The following is an 18,691-nucleotide window of genomic DNA, read 5'->3' as shown; positions in this document are numbered from 1 at the left end:
CAAGCCCGGAATTAATGCCGGCGTTTTGCTTTGTCATCAGCACAATCATCCGGACACTTTATTGTTTCTTACACCGCAACCACTGACAACCGACAGTTGTATCGGGGCAGGGCGTGTCGCGCTCGCCTTTGAGTACGATGGCCGGGGATTTCATGGCTGGCAGTATCAGAAGTCGGGCGTCCGCTCTGTGCAGGGCGAGCTTACCCGGGCGGTCTCGAAGGTGGCAGACTACCCGGTGGATCTGGTTTGCGCCGGTCGCACGGATGCCGGTGTTCATGCCAGTTACCAGATTGCCCATTTCGAGACTCCATCGGTAAGGAATCCCCGTTCATGGGTTATGGGCATTAACACGTCGCTGCCTGCCGATATCGCAGTGCACTGGGCGGGAAACGGTGTCGGGGATTTTCACGCCCGGTTTTCAGCAACCTACCGGCGATATCGCTACGTTATCTACAATCACCCGGTGCGACCGGGTATCCTGAGCGGCCAGGTCAGCTGGACCTTCCGGCCACTGGATGCGCAGGCAATGCACAAGGCCGCACAGTCTCTGAAAGGAGAGCACGACTTTTCCTCCTTTCGTGCCGCAGGTTGCCAGTCCAGATCCCCCATTCGTTTTCTCGAGGCAATTGACGTAACCCGAAAAGGGGAATTCGTCGTAATTGATATTCAGGCCAATGCGTTTCTGCACCATATGGTCCGAAATATTGCCGGCGCCCTGATGGCCGTTGGAGCCGGGAAGCAGCACCCGGAATGGATTCGTGAGATACTTGATGCCAAAGACAGGACAGCTGCGGGTGTAACGGCTCCGCCCCATGGGCTTTACCTGGTGGATGTGGGCTACCCGGAGGGGTTCTCGATACCGGCGGCACAATGCGGGCCGGGTTTCGTATCGCCCTGGTTCAGTGCCGCGGACAACAGGCCCCGCACTCCGACTCACATACATCGAAAACAGCGATAGCCGCCTTATGAGAACCAGAGTCAAAATTTGCGGTGTCACCCGGAAACAGGATGCTGTCGCCGCGGCCTGGGCAGGTGCGGATGCCATCGGGTTCGTATTCTACGAACCCAGCCCCCGCTATGTGACACCGGATGCTGCACGGGACCTGGTGAATGCGTTGCCCGCCTTTGTGTCTGCCACCGGGTTGTTTGTTAATCCGGAAGCGCAATTCGTGGAGAGCGTGTTGTCTCAGGTGCCCCTGGATCTGCTGCAGTTTCATGGCGACGAAACGCCGGAGTTCTGCGACAGTTTCGGTATGCGCTGGATCAAGGCGGTGAGGGTGCGGCAAAGTTCGGATATTGCAGATGCTTTCCGGGATTATTGTCATGCCAGTGGATTGCTGGTTGACGCCTGGGACCCGGACAAATATGGCGGAACCGGGCAGGCGTTTAACTGGTCCCTGATTCCGGAATCCCGCCCCCTTCCGCTGATATTGGCCGGCGGACTGGCTTCTGATAACGTATCCCGCGCTGTGGCACAGGTTCGGCCGTGGGCTGTTGATGTCAGTGGCGGTGTGGAACGTAGCAAAGGCATCAAAGACGTCGAAAAAATCACTGATTTTATAAATGAGGTTCACCGTGTCGATGAAACTGACTGAAGAAATGCTCAAGGCTTTTCCGGATGCACGGGGTCACTTCGGTGCTTACGGCGGACGATTTGTGTCAGAAACGCTGTTTGATTCGCTGATGACTCTGGAGCGCGAGTACATGAGGCTCAGGGACGATCCGGAGTTTCAGGCCGAATTCGACAGGGACCTGGCGCATTATGTGGGCAGGCCCAGCCCGTTGTACTTTGCAGAGCGCCTGAGCCGTGAAACCGGTGGCGCCCAGATCTGGCTGAAGCGCGAAGACCTTAACCACACCGGTGCCCACAAGGTGAACAACACCATCGGCCAGGCACTTCTGGCCCGTTTCCTTGGTAAAAAGCGGGTGATTGCTGAAACCGGTGCTGGCCAGCATGGTGTGGCGACAGCGACGGTCTGTGCCCGGCTTGGGCTTGAATGCCACGTATTCATGGGCGAGGAAGACATTCGCCGGCAGTCTCCGAATGTGTACCGCATGAAGCTGCTGGGCGCCGAGGTTCACTCGGTTACCAGTGGGACCCGTACCCTCAAGGACGCCATGAACGATGCCATGCGGGACTGGGTGGCGAACGTGGACGATACCTTCTACATTATCGGCACCGTGGCTGGGCCTCATCCTTATCCTCTGCTTGTCCGTGATTTCCAGTCGGTGATTGGTCGCGAGACCCGTGCGCAGTGTCTGGAACGCACCGGCAAGCTGCCGGATGCCCTGGTAGCCTGTGTTGGTGGTGGCTCCAACGCCATTGGCATGTTCTATCCGTTCCTGACTGACGAAAGTGTGGCGCTGTATGGCGTTGAAGCCGGCGGCCTTGGCATCGACACCGGCCAGCATGCAGCGCCGTTGAGCGCTGGCCGTCCGGGCGTATTGCACGGCAACCGCACTTACCTGATGGAAGACGAAAACGGCCAGATTGCCGGCACACACTCTGTCAGCGCTGGCCTGGACTATCCTGGCGTTGGCCCCGAGCACAGCTGGCTCAAGGATATTGGCCGGGCGCATTATGTGTCGGTCACCGATGACGAGGCACTCGATGGCTTCCGCAAGCTGACTCGCGTTGAAGGCATTATGCCGGCGTTGGAAACGGCCCACGCGGTCGCATACGCGATCAAGCTCGCAGCGTCCATGGACAAAGACAAGGTGGTGGTCATTAACATCTCCGGGCGCGGTGACAAGGACATGCAGACCATCGCCGAAATAGATGGCATTGAAGTTTAAGCAACAGCAAAGGAGCTGGCATGAGTCGAATTGAAGGGGTTCTGAAATCCCTGAAGGGGCAGGGTCGCAAGGCGTTGATTCCGTACATTACCGCCGGTGACCCGCATCCGGATATAACCGTTGATCTGATGCACACACTGGTAGCGGCAGGCGCGGATATTATCGAACTGGGTGTGCCTTTCTCGGACCCCATGGCTGATGGCCCGGTTATCCAGCAGGCCTGTGAGCGCGCCCTCAAGCATGGCACCTCATTGCGCCAGGTGCTGGCGATGGTGAAGACCTTTCGTGAGAATGACGATGCAACCCCCATTGTACTGATGGGTTACCTCAACCCGATGGAAGCCATGGGTCAGGAAAAGTTCGCCGATGCCGCAGTGGACGCCGGCGTCGACGGTATTCTTACCGTTGACCTTCCCCCGGAAGAGGCAGACGAAGTGGCTCCGCTGTTTACCGCGCGCAATCTGGACGCCATTTTCCTGCTGGCTCCGACTACCACCGATGACCGGATTCGTGCAATCAGTGAGCACAGTTCCGGCTATGTGTACTATGTTTCATTCAAGGGCGTGACCGGGGCTGGCAAAATTGATGTGGATGAAGTGGCCGCGAATGTGGCTCACATTCACGAGCTCACAGCACTTCCGGTAGCTGTCGGCTTCGGTATTCGCGATGCAGCTACTGCCTCCGCTGTCGGTCGGGTATCCGATGGTGTAATTGTCGGCAGTGTGCTGGTCGATACAATAGCCCGGAATCAGGCAGATCCTGATCAGCTCAAGCGGGCGCTGTCAGATCTGCTTCACCCGATGCGCGAAGCTCTGGACAGCCTGGCTTCCTGACTGACAGGCAACCGGCAGGCATCAATGGACAGGATGAGATCATGAGTAACTGGCTGGACAAGATCATGCCGAGCAAGATTCGCTCGGAATCCAAGCAACGGACCGGGGTTCCTGAGGGTCTCTGGAAGAAGTGCCCGAAGTGCGGGGCTTTTCTTTACAAGCCTGAGCTCGACAAGAATCTGGATGTTTGTCCCAAATGTCAGCATCATCTGCGAGTAACGGCCCGTCGCCGCCTGGACATCTTTCTTGATAAAGATGGCCGCCGGGAAATCGCAGCAGAACTGGAGCCCTGGGATCGTCTGAAGTTCAAAGACAGCAAGCGTTATAAAGACAGGCTCACCCAGAACCAGAAGACCACCGGCGAAAAAGACGCGTTGGTGGCGATGCGAGGAACCTGCCTTGAGACGCCTCTGGTTGCGGTAGCGTTCGAGTTTAACTTCCTTGGCGGCTCCATGGGCCAGGTGGTTGGCGAAAAGTTTGTTCAGGCGGCCAACGTCTGCCTGGAAGAGCGCATTCCCCTGGTGTGCTTCTCAGCCAGTGGTGGCGCGCGGATGCAGGAAGCTATCCTGTCGCTGATGCAGATGTCCAAGACAGCCGCAGTGCTGGAGCGCATGAAGCAGGAAGGCATCCCCTATATTTCGGTGATGACAGACCCGGTGTTTGGCGGCGTTTCTGCCAGTCTGGCCATGCTGGGAGACCTCAACATTGCCGAACCTTATGCGTTGATTGGCTTTGCGGGCCCTCGCGTTATCGAACAGACAGTGCGTGAAAAACTGCCCGAGGGCTTCCAGCGTAGCGAGTTCCTGCTGGAACATGGTGCCATCGACATGATCCTGCATCGCCATCAGATGCGTGAGCGTATCGCAGCGCTGCTTGCCAAGTTCACTGGCCTGGAGAAACCGGCCACCGAAGAACCGATCGAGTTCGAGGTGTCGGAGCGCCCGGAAAGCGATGTCCCCGCCGAATGATACCGGTGCCCGGCCTATGAAGGCGCCGGGCACCGGTGCCACTCTGGAGCAGTGGCTTGGTTACCTCGAATCTATCCATCCTTCCGAAATCGATCTCGGCCTTGACCGCGTTCTGTTGGTATTGCGGCGCCTGTTCCGTCGTAACCCGCAGGCGAGGATCATTACTGTGGGCGGTACCAATGGCAAGGGCAGTGCGGTCGTAGCCCTTGAGCATCTGCTGATCAGGTCAGGCCGGTCCACCGGTGCCTACACCTCACCACATCTGCACCACTACAATGAGCGGGTGCGGATCAACGGCTCGAATGTAACCGACTCCGACATGGTTCGCGCTTTCGAGCGGGTGGAAGATGCCCGGGGCAGCACAACACTGACCTATTTCGAATTCGGCACCCTTGCTGCCTTTGTGTTATTCGATGAAGCCGGAGTGGACGACTGGGTTCTGGAGGTGGGGCTCGGCGGCCGGCTTGACGCGGTGAACATTCTGGACCCGGATCTGGCGATCATCACTTCGGTGGACATAGATCATGCGGCCTTTCTCGGAGACAATCGCGAAGCCATCGGCTTCGAGAAGGCGGGCATTCTGCGGCCCGGTATTGATGCCATTTACGCGGATATCGACCCTCCTTCGTCGGTGCTCCAACAGGTGTCTGCCCAGAAGGTCCGGCTCGAGCGACCGGGTGAGACCTACCAGCTTGTAGCTTCTGAGGATGACGTCAACGCGGCCGGTGAATTCACCCTCAGGCAGGCCCGTTACGGTGACCAAGTCAGAATCCCGGATACCGGTCTTCCTGTGCACAGCCTGGCGGCAGCCGTTGTAGCCATCCGTCAGCTTGAACCTGACCTGCCGGTTGCGGCAATAGAGTCGCTGCTTGCGGAGCTTACGCTGCCCGGACGCTACGAACTTTTGAAGTCCATGCCAAATGTGATTGCGGATGTTGGCCACAATCCCCACGCGGCAGCCTGGCTGGCAGCCCGGATCAGCCGGCAGCGAAAGCCGGCCGGGCGTGTTATTGCAGTCTATGCAGCACTGGCCGACAAGGATGTGGAAGGCGTTGCCAGGGCAATGGAACCGGTTGTCGATCAGTGGCACCTTGCCGGACTGGACATCTCCCGGGGCCTGTCATGCCGGGAACTGGGAGAACGCCTGGCGGACATTGCCGGGGAGCACCCATCGGAGTTGTCGGTGTCGGTCAACGAAGCACTGAAGCTGGCTCTTGCGGAAGCGACGAAAGAGGACCTGATCGTTATCTTTGGTTCGTTCTATACCGTTGCTGCGGCCCGTGAGGCGCTGGGAAAGTAACCCGTCTTAAATATCCGTCATGCCTGCGATGAGCCTTTGAGTTCTCTGTAGGCGGCGGTTACTATCGGGCACAGTATTGGTCAATTATGGCGTGTCTTGGATTAACAGGGGATAAGGTAACGTGGACGGACTGAAGCAAAGAATCATCGGAGCGCTTGTGCTGGTGTCGCTTGCCGTTATCTTTGTACCGATGATGTTTGATGAGCCGCACTCCGAGCGCGAATCCACATCCATAAAGATTCCCGAGGAGCCGCCATTCCCGGAGGTTGAAACGCCTGAACCCGAGGTTCCCGAAACCCCTGCCTATCGTATCGAAGAACCCTCTGGCGATGACCAGGACGCAGTGGCGCCAGAACCTTCATTGGATGAGCCGCCTCAGGAAATTTCAGAACCAGAGCCACCGGAGCCTGCCCCCACAGTTGAGGAGCCTCAGGTCGTCCAGGAAGAATCCGGCGAACCCGAACCGGAAGAGCCGGTGAAAGAAGAGGATTCTGCAGAATTCACCCGTTCCCTCGAGGGGGCCTGGGTGGTGCAGCTGGGCAGTTTCGGCAGCGGTGACAATGCCAGAAATCTGCGGGACAAGGTTCGTGACAAAGGCTATAACTCCCACCTGCAGCAGATAACACGCGGCGACGCAGAGCTGACCCGTGTGTTCAGTGGGCCTTTTGCCGAGAAAGCCGAGGCCGAGAAGGCCAAGCAGGTTCTCGACAAAGCCTTCGGCCTCAACAGCCTGGTCACCTCAGGCGACAAATAGAGCGGTGTCCGTCGGCCACTATCGGGCAATGGGCGGTTTGGTCAGGTGACGTTTCCTGATAGAATTCGCGCTTCCTTATTTCCACCGGGTTTTCCATGGATGCGCTGATCTGGATCGACTGGGTCATCATTGCCCTGATTACTGTTTCCACCCTTATCAGTCTCAAACGTGGCTTCATCAAGGAAGCGCTTTCGCTGATAACCTGGGTGGGTGCGTTCATTATTGCCCGAACGTTCCACCCCCAGATGCAGTCTCTCCTCGAGGGCACCGTTGAAACGCCGCTGGTGCGGCTTATAGCGGCATTTGCCATCCTGTTTTTTGCCACGCTGATCGTTGGCGCCATCGTCAACAACCTGATTGGTCACCTGGTAAGGGCCACCGGGCTATCCGCTACCGACCGGGTTCTGGGGATGGGTTTTGGCCTGTTGCGGGGTGTGGTTGTGGTGGTCGTGGCAATTGCCTTCACCCGTTACACACCGCTTGCCGAGGACACCTGGTGGCGCACATCCATTATGATTGACCGCCTTGCAGTGGTGGAAGACTGGTCCAGAAGAACGCTAGGAGATGAATTTGCCCGTTTTCTCGGGCCGGCAGGTGGAGCTATGGATGACTCCTCTGACCCGCAACCGGAAGATAACGTGGAACCCGCTTCTGCGTACCGCTAACATTCAGTTTTAAAGCTTCGGAGATTACCGTATCCATGTGTGGCATTGTCGGGATAGTCAGTACTTCCAACGTGAATCAGACGCTTTACGACGCGCTGACCGTATTACAGCACCGGGGCCAGGATGCAGCGGGTATCGTTACTTTCCAGGATGAGCGCTTTTATCTCCGCAAGGACAACGGGCTGGTAAGGGATGTCTTCCGTACCCGTCACATGCGCCGGCTGGTGGGCAACGTGGGTATCGGTCATGTGCGGTATCCTACAGCCGGCAGCTCCAGCTCGGCCGAGGCGCAACCGTTCTACGTCAACAGTCCCTACGGCATTACGCTGGCACACAACGGTAACCTGACCAACGCCGACGATCTCAGCAACGATCTGTTTCGTACCGATCTGCGCCATATCAACACCAACTCGGATTCGGAAGTCCTGTTGAACGTGTTTGCCCATGAGCTTCAGAAGCTGGGTAAGCTGGATCCGACCAAGGAAGAGATTTTTGCGGCAGTGCGCGCCGTACACAAGCGTTGCCGTGGAGCATATGCGGTCATTGCCATGATCACCGGTTACGGTATTGTCGGTTTCCGCGATCCGAATGGTATCCGTCCGGCCTGCTATGGCATCCGTAAAACCGAGGAAGGCGAGGAATACATGATCGCCTCCGAGAGCGTGGCACTCAGCGCCGCCGGCTTCAAACTGGTGCGGGACATCGCGCCGGGCGAGGCGGTTTACATTGAAACTGACGGCACGCTCTATACCCAGCAGTGCGCGGAAGACCCTCACCTGTATCCGTGTGTGTTTGAACATGTGTATTTTGCACGGCCGGACTCCATCATTGACCAGGTGTCGGTGTACAAGGCGCGCCTGAGAATGGGCGAGACCCTTGCCGAGAAGGTACTGCGTGAGCGACCGGATCACGATATCGACGTGGTAATGCCGATTCCTGACACCAGCCGCACGTCTGCAATGCAGATGGCGCACAGGCTGGGGGTCAAATTCCGCGAGGGGTTCATCAAGAACCGCTATATCGGCCGGACCTTTATTATGCCTGGCCAGAAGATGCGCAAGAAGTCAGTGCGTCAGAAGCTGAACCCGATTGATCTGGAGTTCCGCGGCAAGAACGTGATGCTGGTGGACGATTCCATCGTGCGGGGTACCACCTGCAAGGAGATCGTGCAGATGGCCCGGGACGCCGGTGCCCGCAAAGTGTACTTTGCTTCTGCCGCACCTCCCGTACGGTACCCCAACGTTTACGGTATCGACATGCCGTCGGTCAATGAACTGATCGCCCATGATCGCAGCGTTGACGAGATCGGTGAGCTGATTGGCGCGGACTGGCTGTTGTACCAGGATCTGGAAGACCTGATTACCTGCGTGAACGACGTCAACCCGGAGATTGAAGGCTGGGAGTGCTCGGTGTTTACCGGCAACTATGTTACCGGCGATGTGGATGCCGCGTATCTGAACAAGCTGGAAGCTGCCCGTAACGATGAAAATCGTTTTCAGGCCGGTGGCGGAGATTCTTCCGATTCCTCCGACAACGGTATTATTGATCTGTATAACGATGAAGACTGACCAGACCATGGTCGTAAACAGGAGTTTGTCATGACCTATCGCCGCGAAGAGCACGTCCTGATCCCGGAATCGGATCTCGAGGGCATGTCGGTGGACACTCTCGCGGTCCGGGCAGGGCAGATCCGTACTGGCCAGCTGGAGCACAGCGACGCGATTTTTCCGACCTCCAGTTTCGTGTATGGCAGTGCCGCCCAGGCGGCAGCCCGTTTCGGAGGCGATGAGCCTGGCAATATCTATTCCCGGTTCACCAATCCGACGGTTCAGGCGTTCGAGGCCAGGATTGCTGCGATGGAAGGCGGCGAGCGGGCTGTGGCGACTTCCTCGGGCATGGCAGCCATTCTGGCTACCTGCATGTCGTTGCTGAAGTCCGGTGATCACGTGATCTGTTCCCGGGGCGTATTCGGCACCACCAATGTACTGTTCCAGAAATATCTGGCCAGATTCGGCGTGGAAACCACTTTCGTGGGTCCGACTGATATGGCGGGCTGGCAGGCTGCGGTGAGGCCGGAAACCCGGATGATTTTTATCGAAACCCCATCCAACCCACTGTGTGAAGTGGCGGATATGGCGGCCCTGGCCAAACTGTCCCGCGACAACGATGCCCTGTTTGTGGTGGACAACTGTTTCTGCACACCCGTGTTGCAGCGGCCGCTTGAACACGGGGCGGACATCATCATCCACTCCGCCACCAAATACCTGGATGGCCAGGGACGCTGCGTCGGTGGTGTGGTAGTAGGCTCTGACAAGCTGATGGAGGAAGTCTACGGTTTCCTTCGTTCCGCGGGCCCGACCATGAGCCCGTTCAACGCCTGGGTATTCCTGAAGGGCCTGGAAACCTTACCAATCCGTATGCGAGCTCACTGTGACAATGCGTTAGAGTTGGCCAGATGGCTGGAAGGGCAGGGCACGGTGGACCGGGTATACTACGCCGGTTTGCCCGACCACCCGCAGCATGAGCTGGCAAAGCGTCAGCAGAGCGGATTCGGAGGCGTCCTCGCATTCACCGTGAAAGGTGCGAGGGAAGAGGCCTGGGCCTTTATAGACGCAACCCGGATGATTTCCATTACCGCCAATCTTGGCGATGTCAAAACAACCATTACACATCCGGCCACTACGACTCACGGCCGGCTGTCTCCGGAAGACAAGGAGCAGGCCGGTATCACCGAAAGTCTGGTACGGATCTCGGTAGGTATTGAAGCTGTTGAGGATCTCAAAACCGACTTGCAGCGCGGGTTTGAGGCTCTTGAAAATTACCGTCAGGGAACTGTCTGAGCATTCATGGCTGAGAGCGCAAAAGCAAAGAAATCAGGAGATCTGACCGACAAGCAGGTGAGGTTCCGCCGTTTTCTCGCCCAGGGGGCCCGGGAAGGGGCGGTAATCGCCCTGATTGCACTGTGTATCTACCTGGGCATGGCGCTGGTGACTTTCAGCCCGTCAGATCCCGGATGGGCCAGCATAGGGCACGAAACCAGCGTTCAGAATTACGCCGGCCGCACTGGCGCCTGGCTTGCCAGCCTGCTGCGCGATTTCTTTGGCCATGTCGCCTTTCTGTTCCCGGTGATGATCGCAGCCTATGCGCTGATGCTTATCCGTCGCCGTAACGACCCGATTGACATGCATCTGCCCCTGTTCATGGTGCGCTTCGGCGGATTCCTGCTGATCCTGCTGTCGGCCACCAGCCTGCTGTCACTTTATTCAGTGTTCGGGCTCGGGGTTACGTCCGGTGGTGTGCTTGGCGCGGCAGTTTCAGAAGCCATGGTGCGTTTTTTCAATCTGCCGGCAACAACCCTTCTGCTGATCTCCATATTCCTCTTCGCATTGACGGTCAGTACCGGGCTGTCCTGGTTCTGGTTGATGGATCAACTGGGTAACCTCACACTGCGCGCCGCCGACAGTGTACGAAACCTTTTTTCATCCAGGGGCCAGACACAGAAGGCCCCGGGCGTTCCACCCAAGGATTCACCGGAGCCAGCCAGCAAACCGGTAGAGCCGCCAGTGGTGCGTGACAAGGTCCCGGTGCCGGAGAAAGCAAAACACAGTGCCGGTACGCCCTGGTGGAGACGCCTGCCGGGTCTCGGGCCGCGAAAACGGAAGGAAAAGACGGCTCCACCGCTGAAAGAACGGCGCGAGCCTGGCCTGGAAGGGGTGCATGCCACAGATGATGCCGAACCGGCGCGGCTGGAGAGCTTCAGCTCCCGGGATGACAGTGCGCCGGAACCGGAGGTTACCGAAACCGGCCCCAAGAGCAGCAAAAAACAGCCCGCTGGCAAGTCCCTGAAGATCTCTCCGTTCAAGCGGGAAGATCAATCTGCAACGACCAGCGGCAGTGGTGGCAGCAAACAGGCATCGTTGCTGGAAGATATCGAGAGCCCCATTCCTCCGATTTCCCTGCTGGATCCGCCGGAGGAACACAAGGAGAGGGGATACTCCGAAGAGTCTCTGCAGCATATGTCACGCCTCCTGGAGGAAAAGCTGGCAGACTTTGGCGTCTCCGTGGAAGTGGTGGAGGTGAATCCCGGGCCGGTGATTACCCGTTTTGAAATCAAGCCTGCTGCCGGTGTCAAGGTGAGCAAGATCTCCAACCTGGCAAAAGACCTGGCCCGGTCCCTGGCGGTTCTCAGTGTCCGTGTGGTTGAGGTCATTCCCGGCAAGTCTGTTGTCGGGATCGAAATTCCCAACGAAGAGCGGGAAATGGTCCGCCTGAGTGAAGTACTCAGTGCTCGGGTATTCACCGAATCCTCTTCTGCTTTGACCCTCGCTCTGGGCAACGACATCGGTGGTAATCCGATGGTCGCTAACCTGGCCAAGATGCCTCACCTGCTGGTGGCCGGTACCACCGGCTCCGGTAAGTCGGTGGGTGTGAACGCCATGCTCCTGAGCATGCTGTTGAAGGCCACGCCAGAGGAAGTACGGTTCATCATGGTGGACCCGAAGATGCTGGAATTGAGCATCTATGACGGTATCCCGCACCTACTGGCGCCGGTTGTCACCGATATGAAAGATGCTGCCAACGCCCTGCGATGGTGTGTGGCGGAGATGGAGCGACGTTACCGGCTGCTCGCCAGCCTGGGTGTGCGTAATCTGGCCGGCTACAACCGCAAGGTCAAGGACGCCGTCGCAGCAGGAGAGCCCCTGCTGGATCCGACCTGGAAGCCGGATGAATATCTGGCGAATGATGAGCAGGAACGGCCGGAGCTTGAGACCCTGCCTTTTATCGTGGTGGTGATCGACGAGTTTGCCGACATGATGATGATTGTTGGCAAGAAGGTGGAAGAGCTGATTGCCCGGATCGCCCAGAAAGCCCGTGCCGCCGGTATTCACCTGATTCTTGCTACCCAGCGGCCTTCGGTGGATGTCATCACCGGCCTGATCAAGGCCAATATCCCCACCCGCATGTCGTTCCAGGTGTCGTCCAAGATCGATTCCCGCACGGTGCTGGATCAGGGCGGTGCGGAGCAACTGCTGGGGCATGGTGACATGCTGTACCTGCCACCCGGCTCGGGGCTGCCGGTACGTGTCCACGGCGCCTTCGTGGATGACGACGAAGTGCACAGGGTTGTGAGTGCATGGAAGGCCCGGGGTGAGCCGGTTTATGTCGATGATGTGCTCAATGGTGCCGAAGGCGAGAATCTGCCGGGAGTGCCCAGCCTGAGTGACGGGGGCGGTGACAGCGAAGGGGATGCCCTGTTCGATGAAGCTGTGGCGTTCGTGACCGAGGGCAGACGTGTTTCGATTTCATCCGTGCAACGAAAATTCAAGATCGGCTATAACCGGGCGGCAAACCTGGTCGAAGCCATGGAAGCATCCGGTGTAGTCAGCGCCGCGGGGCACAATGGTGCCCGCGAAGTACTGGCCCCACCGCCACCACGAGATTAGGAGTACAGATCAATGACGGAATTACGAAAAGGTTTTGGCCTCGCGTCGATACTGGCAGCGCTGTTGGTATTCGCGGTGCCGGTCCAGGCTGAAGAAAGCGGGGAAGATGCTGCTGCTGAACTTGTCTCGATGCTGGAGAGTTACGAATCCTTTCAGTCCGACTTTATCCAGATTGTGGTGAACGAGAACGGCAACCGCGTTCAGGAAAGCCGGGGTTCCCTCAAGGCCAAGCGTCCCGGACTGTTTTACTGGGAGACCAGTGAGCCGCACTCCCAGTTTGTGGTCAGCGATGGCAGCAAGGTCGAAGTTTACGATCCGGACCTCGAGCAGGTGTCTGTTCACAGCCTGGATGAGAAAGTTTCGACGACGCCTGCACTGCTACTCAGCGGCGAGGTCGACAACCTGGATGAGACCTACAAGGTGTCGATGCAATCTGCCGGTGACAATACCCACGAGTTTACACTGGAACCCAGAAGCGAGGACTCGTTGTTTGTGTCCCTGCGGCTTACCTTCTCAGAGGGTGAGCTCCAGGAAATGCGAATGGAAGATTCACTGGCGCAGCTCACCGTTCTCAGCTTTGAGGATATCCTCCTGAACGAAGAGGTCAGCGACAGCGCCTTTGTCCTTGAGTACCCCGATGACGTGGATGTGATCCGGGACGGGGCCTGATGCAGGAAAGCCTGTTCGGGGAACAGCAGGGATTCCGACCCCTGGCTGCGCGAATGCGCCCCGGGAGCCTTGACGAGTACGTTGGTCAGGCTCATCTGGTGGGTGAGGGCAAACCGCTGCGGCGGGCGGTGGAACAGGGGCAGCTCCATTCCATGATCCTCTGGGGTCCTCCGGGCGTTGGCAAGACCACTTTTGCCAGACTGCTGGCCAACCTCAGCGACCTTAGCTTCGAAACCGTCTCCGCTGTTCTGAGCGGTGTGAAGGACATTCGCTCAATCGTGGAGCGGGCAAAGGAGCGTAAGCGAAGCGAGGGCAAGGATACCCTGCTGTTTGTAGACGAGGTCCATCGCTTCAACAAGAGCCAGCAGGACGCGTTTCTACCGCACATCGAAGACGGCACCTTCATCTTCGTGGGTGCGACCACGGAAAACCCTTCTTTCGAGCTTAATAGCGCGCTGTTATCCCGTACCCGGGTTTATGTCCTCAAGAATCTCTCCGATGACGATATCCTGGAGCTGCTTGAGCGGGCGTTGTCATCCGCAGAAGGACTGGACGGTCGCTTTACCGTTGAGCAACCGGTGCTGGATCTGATGGCATCCGCATCCGGAGGCGATGCCAGGCGCGCGCTCAATATTCTCGAAGTGGCAACGGATCTTGCCGAACCGGAAGCTGGAAGTGGCACTCTGACAATAACCCGCGACCATCTGGAGCAGGTGTTGCAGACCAGCCTCAGGCGTTTCGATAAGGGCGGTGACGTTTTCTACGACCAGATTTCGGCGCTGCACAAGTCGGTGCGGGGCTCCGACCCGGATGGTTCCCTTTACTGGTTGTGCCGTATGCTCGACGGCGGCTGTGATCCTCTGTATGTGGCTCGCCGGCTGGCCCGGATTGCCAGTGAGGACATTGGTAATGCCGACCCCAGGGCACTGCAGCTTGCCATGGACGCCTGGGAAGCCCAGGAGCGACTGGGTTCACCGGAAGGAGAACTGGCGCTTGCCCAGGCAGTGACCTATCTGGCGCTGGCCCCAAAAAGCAATGCCGTGTACAAGGCATTCAATCAGTGTATGGCGGATATCCGTAATCAACCGGACTATGAAGTTCCCGTTCACCTGCGCAATGCTCCGACCAAGTTGCTGAAATCCATGGGCCACGGCGATGAATACCGTTATGCCCATGATGAGCCCGAAGCGTTCGCCGCTGGTGAATCCTACCTGCCCGAAGCCATCCATCAACAGCGATACTATCAGCCGGTAAACCGGGGCCTGGAAATCAAACTCGCCGAAAAGCGCGACAGGCTGGATGAATGGAACAGTAAAAGCACCCGCAAGCGCTACCCGCAACGCTGAAATGCCCTGCCTGACGGCGCCTGCTGTAGCCACAGACCTCCTCGCAGGTATAATGCCCAGTCAATTGTGAAAAACAGACATTTCTTTGAACCGGAAAACTCAGGATAACCATGCTCGATCCCAAACGTGTCCGTACCCAGACTGAAGAGATCGCCCGTCGCCTGGCCATCAAGGGCTTTGACTTTGACAAAGCCACCTTCGATCAGCTTGAGGAACGCCGCCGGGCGATTCAGGTGAAAACGGAAACTTTGCAGAGCGAGCAGAACCGCCGGTCAAAATCCATCGGTAAAGCCAAGGCCGCCGGAGAAGACATTCAGCCGCTGCTGGATGAGGTGGAAAACCTGAAGAAGCAGAAGTCGGAAGCCGAAGACGAGTTGCGGGTGCTTCAGGAGGAACTTAACGACTTCCTGGCCGCGATTCCGAACCTGCCGGATGAGTCAGTACCTGCGGGAGAGAGCGAAGACGATAATGTTGAGGTTCGTCGCTGGGGGACGCCAAGAAGCTTTGATTTCGAGCCCAGGGATCATGTTGCCCTGGGAGAGGCCCTCGGTGGGCTGGACTTTGAAACTGCCACCCGTCTGGCCCATTCCCGGTTCGCCGTGATGCGTGGCCCGGTTGCGCGGCTTCATCGGGCCCTGGCTCAGTTCATGCTGAACCTGCACACCGAAGAGCATGGCTACATGGAGGCCTATGTTCCGTATCTGGTGAATGCAGAGACCCTGTACGGCACCGGCCAGCTTCCGAAGTTCGAGGAAGATCTGTTCCGTATGGACGGTGAGAAGCCGTTGTACCTGATTCCCACGGCAGAAGTGCCGGCCACCAACCTGGTCAGCGACACCATTCTGGATGCCGGAGAGCTGCCCCTGAAGATGGTGTGCCACACGCCCTGTTTCCGCAGCGAGGCCGGCTCCTACGGTCGGGATACCCGGGGCATGATCCGGCAGCATCAGTTCGACAAGGTGGAACTGGTGCAGGTGGTTCGCCCTGAGGACTCCGAAGCCGCTCTTGAGACACTGACAGGCCACGCAGAAAAGGTGCTGCGGCTCCTGGATCTGCCTTACCGTCTGGTGGATCTCTGTGGCGGCGATATGGGCTTCGCTGCCGCACGCACCTACGATATTGAAGTATGGCTTCCGGGACAGGACAAGTACCGCGAAATTTCCTCCTGCTCCAACACCCGGGACTTCCAGTCACGTCGCATGCATGCACGTTGGCGCAATCCGGAAACCAACAAGCCGGAACCCGTGCATACCCTGAACGGGTCCGGCCTCGCGGTTGGCCGTGCACTGATTGCAGTCATGGAAAACTACCAGCAGGAAGACGGTAGCATTCTGGTTCCGGAGGTTCTGAAACCGTACATGGGAGGCATGGAACGAATCCAATGAGTGAGAGATCCGACGACGCACCATGGAAGGGCGTTGGTGCAAAGCCTGCACCCGTTCGGTACCGCAAGAATCCGGTAACGGAAAACCCCAACAGTTCGGAAGGAGAGGTCGCTCTTGTCGGCGCGGGGCCGGGCGATCCGGAACTGCTGACCCTCAAGGCGTGGCGGCTGATCCATTCGGCGGAAGTGGTGCTCTATGATCGCTTGGTTTCGCCAGAAATCCTGTCACTCATACCGGAATCTGCAGAAAAGATTCATGTAGGCAAGCAGCGGGCGAACCACACTCTGCCCCAGGATCAGATCAATAACCGGTTGGTGGAGCTTGCCCGCAAAGGGCGTCGGGTGGTTCGGCTGAAAGGGGGAGATCCTTTCATTTTTGGTCGCGGCGGCGAGGAGATTGAAACCCTTGCGGCCGCCGGTGTGAGATTCCAGGTAGTACCGGGCATTACCGCGGCCTCCGGGTGTGCCGCCTATGCCGGAATACCACTGACCCACCGGGATCATGCCCAGTCGGTCCGTTTTGTAACCGGCCACCTCAAGAATGATACCTGCGATCTGCCCTGGAAGGACTTTGTCCAGAATAACCAGACTCTGGTGTTCTACATGGGCCTGGTGGGTCTGCCGATTATTTGCCGGCAGCTGATCGCCCATGGCATGCCTGCGGATATGCCTGTGGCTCTTGTGTCGCGAGGCACCACACCTGAACAGCAGGTGGTAGTCGGTGATCTTTCCAATATTGTCGAGCGGGTGGAGCGGAATGCCGCGCCTGCTCCCACGCTGGTGATGATCGGCAGGGTGGTAACCCTCAGGAGCAGGCTGGACTGGGTAGGCGGCTGATCTCAGCCGCGCCGTTTCGGCAACACGTCCTTGAGCTTGTCCCGCATATCGTGCAGCGCTTTCTCGGTGGTCTCCCAGTCGATACAGGCATCGGTCACTGACACGCCGTACTTGAGATCTGCCAGGTTTTCCGGAATTGACTGGTTGCCCCAGTTCAGGTTGCTCTCCACCATCATTCCCTGGATGGACTGGTTGCCTTCCAGAATCTGGTGGGTGATGTCCTGCAGCACCAGCGGCTGGATCGCCGGATCCTTGCTGGAGTTGGCGTGGCTGCAATCCACCATGATGGACTGGCGCAGTTTTGCTTTCTCCAGTGCCTGTTCACACAGGGCAACGCTTACTGAATCGTAGTTGGGCTTGCCGCCGCCACCCCGAAGAACCACATGGCCATAGTTGTTGCCACGGGTGCGGATGACTGCCACTTTTCCCTGCTGGTCGATGCCCAGAAAGCTGTGGGGGTGTGAAACGGATCTCATGGCGTTGACTGCAACATCGAGACTGCCGTCGGTGCCATTCTTGAAGCCGATGGCCATGGACAGGCCACTGCTCATCTCCCGGTGCGTCTGGGACTCGGTGGTACGGGCTCCAATGGCAGACCAGGAAATGGTGTCCTGAAGATATTGCGGGGAAATCGGGTCCAGAGCTTCGGTGGCCGTCGGCAGCCCCAGCTCGGAAATATCCAGCAGCAGGCGGCGACCGATATGCAGGCCCTGCTCGATATCAAAAGTATCGTTCAGGTGCGGGTCGTTGATCAGCCCCTTCCAGCCCACGGTTGTACGCGGCTTCTCGAAATAAACACGCATCACAATCAGCAGGGTATCACTGACTTCGTCTGCCAGCTTCTTGAGCTTTGCGGCGTATTCGCGGGCTGCCTCAACATCGTGAATGGAGCAGGGGCCTACCACCACAAACAGACGATGATCCCTGCCGTCCATGATGTCATAAATAGCCTGGCGGCCGTTCTCCACGGTTTCCGCGGCTTTGCCGGAAAGCGGCATCTCCTGCTTGAGCGCTTCAGGGGTGATCAATGGTTCCTGACTCGCCACATTCAGATTCTCTAGTTTGGTACCCGACATGCTGTTGTTATCCCCGTCGCATAAAACATAACAGGCCGGCGTTTAGTTGCAGTAAACCCCGGCGAGTTGGTTATACTGCGTTATTTGATTGACCTTTTCAACGCTTCTGACGCGCGGAGAACGGATGCAGCAAAGCACGCAGAACAAGCGCGAAGTCCTGCCCCGGAAACGGGTCGCAGAAAAGATGGCTGACGTGCTTTCCGGCATTCGCGTTCCCGATCTTCCATACCCTGCCCAAAAGCTGTCACCCGACGCGGCCAGCGACTGGGGGCCATTGCTGCTGTCCTGCTGGACAGAGCAGAGGGATGAGCCCGTTACCCGTGTCATTCGTTCCGTGTCACTGACATGGTCTGTTCGGCAGATCAACTCCGCCTATGTTGCCGACCGCATCATGGGCGTGTTCCTCAAGACCAGCGGACTGCATCCGGAGCTGGCCCGTCGCATCGCCCGCCTGAGGTTCTTTTTCGCCTGGCGCATGAATCTTGATGGTGCCGGGGCACTCCATGAGACGTTGATTGGGTGGCTGGACAGCCTGCAGGACTGCCGCGGCTGGAGCGCCTCCGGCGGGCGTTCTGACAGAGCCCTGGTGGATCAGCTCGATGCCCTGACTATTGCGGTC

At 58.0% G+C, this 18,691-nt stretch carries 15 protein-coding genes and 2 pseudogenes; 16 read left to right on the top strand and 1 reads right to left on the bottom strand.

All coding sequences use genetic code 11. The features are described from left to right. Positions 1-61 precede the first annotated feature (61 nt). The 15 genes and pseudogenes from truA to cobA form a co-directional block, all read left to right on the top strand. A complete protein-coding gene (gene truA / locus ACESMB_RS07880; RefSeq protein WP_372925977.1) occupies positions 62-958 on the top strand; it encodes a tRNA pseudouridine(38-40) synthase TruA in 897 nt (298 codons plus the stop codon). 7 nt (positions 959-965) lie between these two features. After that, positions 966-1,595: a phosphoribosylanthranilate isomerase gene (locus ACESMB_RS07875; RefSeq protein WP_372971269.1), complete on the top strand. Its 630-nt coding sequence runs from the start codon at positions 966-968 to the stop codon at positions 1,593-1,595. Next, positions 1,582-2,796 carry a tryptophan synthase subunit beta gene (trpB, locus tag ACESMB_RS07870; RefSeq protein ID WP_372925975.1) on the top strand — a complete coding sequence of 405 codons (1,215 nt, stop codon included), beginning with the start codon at positions 1,582-1,584 and terminating at the stop codon, positions 2,794-2,796. Before ACESMB_RS07875 ends, trpB begins: the two co-directional genes overlap by 14 nt. 20 nt (positions 2,797-2,816) lie before the next feature. Then, entirely contained in the window at positions 2,817-3,629 is an 813-nt protein-coding gene (gene trpA / locus ACESMB_RS07865) for a tryptophan synthase subunit alpha (RefSeq protein WP_372925974.1), read from the top strand. Between the two features lie 41 nt (positions 3,630-3,670). Then, positions 3,671-4,597 (top strand): acetyl-CoA carboxylase, carboxyltransferase subunit beta, encoded by a 927-nt coding sequence (gene accD / locus ACESMB_RS07860; protein ID WP_372925973.1) that lies wholly within the window; start codon positions 3,671-3,673, stop codon positions 4,595-4,597. Further along, positions 4,581-5,897, top strand: a complete 1,317-nt coding sequence (gene folC / locus ACESMB_RS07855; RefSeq protein ID WP_372971268.1) for a bifunctional tetrahydrofolate synthase/dihydrofolate synthase — start codon at positions 4,581-4,583, stop codon at positions 5,895-5,897. Before accD ends, folC begins: the two co-directional genes overlap by 17 nt. 121 nt (positions 5,898-6,018) lie before the next feature. Then, positions 6,019-6,651 carry an SPOR domain-containing protein gene (locus ACESMB_RS07850; protein WP_372925971.1) on the top strand — a complete coding sequence of 211 codons (633 nt, stop codon included), beginning with the start codon at positions 6,019-6,021 and terminating at the stop codon, positions 6,649-6,651. Between the two features lie 95 nt (positions 6,652-6,746). Beyond that, positions 6,747-7,316, top strand: a complete 570-nt coding sequence (locus ACESMB_RS07845; protein ID WP_372925970.1) for a CvpA family protein — start codon at positions 6,747-6,749, stop codon at positions 7,314-7,316. Positions 7,317-7,351: 35 nt separating this feature from the next. Continuing rightward, on the top strand, positions 7,352-8,884 hold the full coding sequence (gene purF, locus ACESMB_RS07840; RefSeq protein ID WP_372925969.1) for an amidophosphoribosyltransferase: 1,533 nt from the start codon (positions 7,352-7,354) through the stop codon (positions 8,882-8,884). Between the two features lie 30 nt (positions 8,885-8,914). Continuing rightward, the gene (locus tag ACESMB_RS07835) at positions 8,915-10,156 is read left to right on the top strand and encodes an O-succinylhomoserine sulfhydrylase (RefSeq protein WP_372971267.1); all 1,242 of its coding nucleotides are present in this window, start codon (positions 8,915-8,917) and stop codon (positions 10,154-10,156) included. Positions 10,157-10,162: 6 nt separating this feature from the next. Beyond that, positions 10,163-12,760: a DNA translocase FtsK gene (locus ACESMB_RS07830; protein ID WP_372971266.1), complete on the top strand. Its 2,598-nt coding sequence runs from the start codon at positions 10,163-10,165 to the stop codon at positions 12,758-12,760. A gap of 12 nt (positions 12,761-12,772) precedes the next feature. After that, complete coding sequence (lolA, locus tag ACESMB_RS07825; RefSeq protein WP_372925966.1) at positions 12,773-13,429, top strand: outer membrane lipoprotein chaperone LolA; 657 nt, start codon at positions 12,773-12,775, stop codon at positions 13,427-13,429. Further along, positions 13,429-14,775, top strand: a complete 1,347-nt coding sequence (locus tag ACESMB_RS07820; protein WP_372925965.1) for a replication-associated recombination protein A — start codon at positions 13,429-13,431, stop codon at positions 14,773-14,775. The genes lolA and ACESMB_RS07820 overlap by 1 nt, the downstream gene beginning before the upstream one ends. A gap of 110 nt (positions 14,776-14,885) precedes the next feature. Then, complete coding sequence (gene serS, locus ACESMB_RS07815) at positions 14,886-16,160, top strand: serine--tRNA ligase (RefSeq protein ID WP_372971265.1); 1,275 nt, start codon at positions 14,886-14,888, stop codon at positions 16,158-16,160. A gap of 14 nt (positions 16,161-16,174) precedes the next feature. After that, positions 16,175-16,996, top strand: a pseudogene (gene cobA / locus ACESMB_RS07810) (uroporphyrinogen-III C-methyltransferase); the annotation flags it as partial. Between the two features lie 2 nt (positions 16,997-16,998). On the opposite strand, the gene ACESMB_RS07805 reads toward cobA, so the two are convergent. After that, positions 16,999-18,072 carry a 3-deoxy-7-phosphoheptulonate synthase gene (locus ACESMB_RS07805; protein WP_372925963.1) on the bottom strand — a complete coding sequence of 358 codons (1,074 nt, stop codon included), beginning with the start codon at positions 18,070-18,072 and terminating at the stop codon, positions 16,999-17,001. A 124-nt stretch (positions 18,073-18,196) separates the two neighbouring features. On the opposite strand from ACESMB_RS07805, the pseudogene ACESMB_RS07800 reads away from it, so the two are divergent. Further along, positions 18,197-18,691, top strand: a pseudogene (locus ACESMB_RS07800) (hypothetical protein); the annotation flags it as partial.

This window comes from Marinobacter sp. (assembly GCF_041686475.1).
Taxonomy (GTDB): Bacteria; Pseudomonadota; Gammaproteobacteria; order Pseudomonadales; family Oleiphilaceae; genus Marinobacter.
The sequence above is the reverse complement of the archived record's forward strand: the minus strand, read 5'-3'. Positions and strand labels throughout refer to the sequence as shown.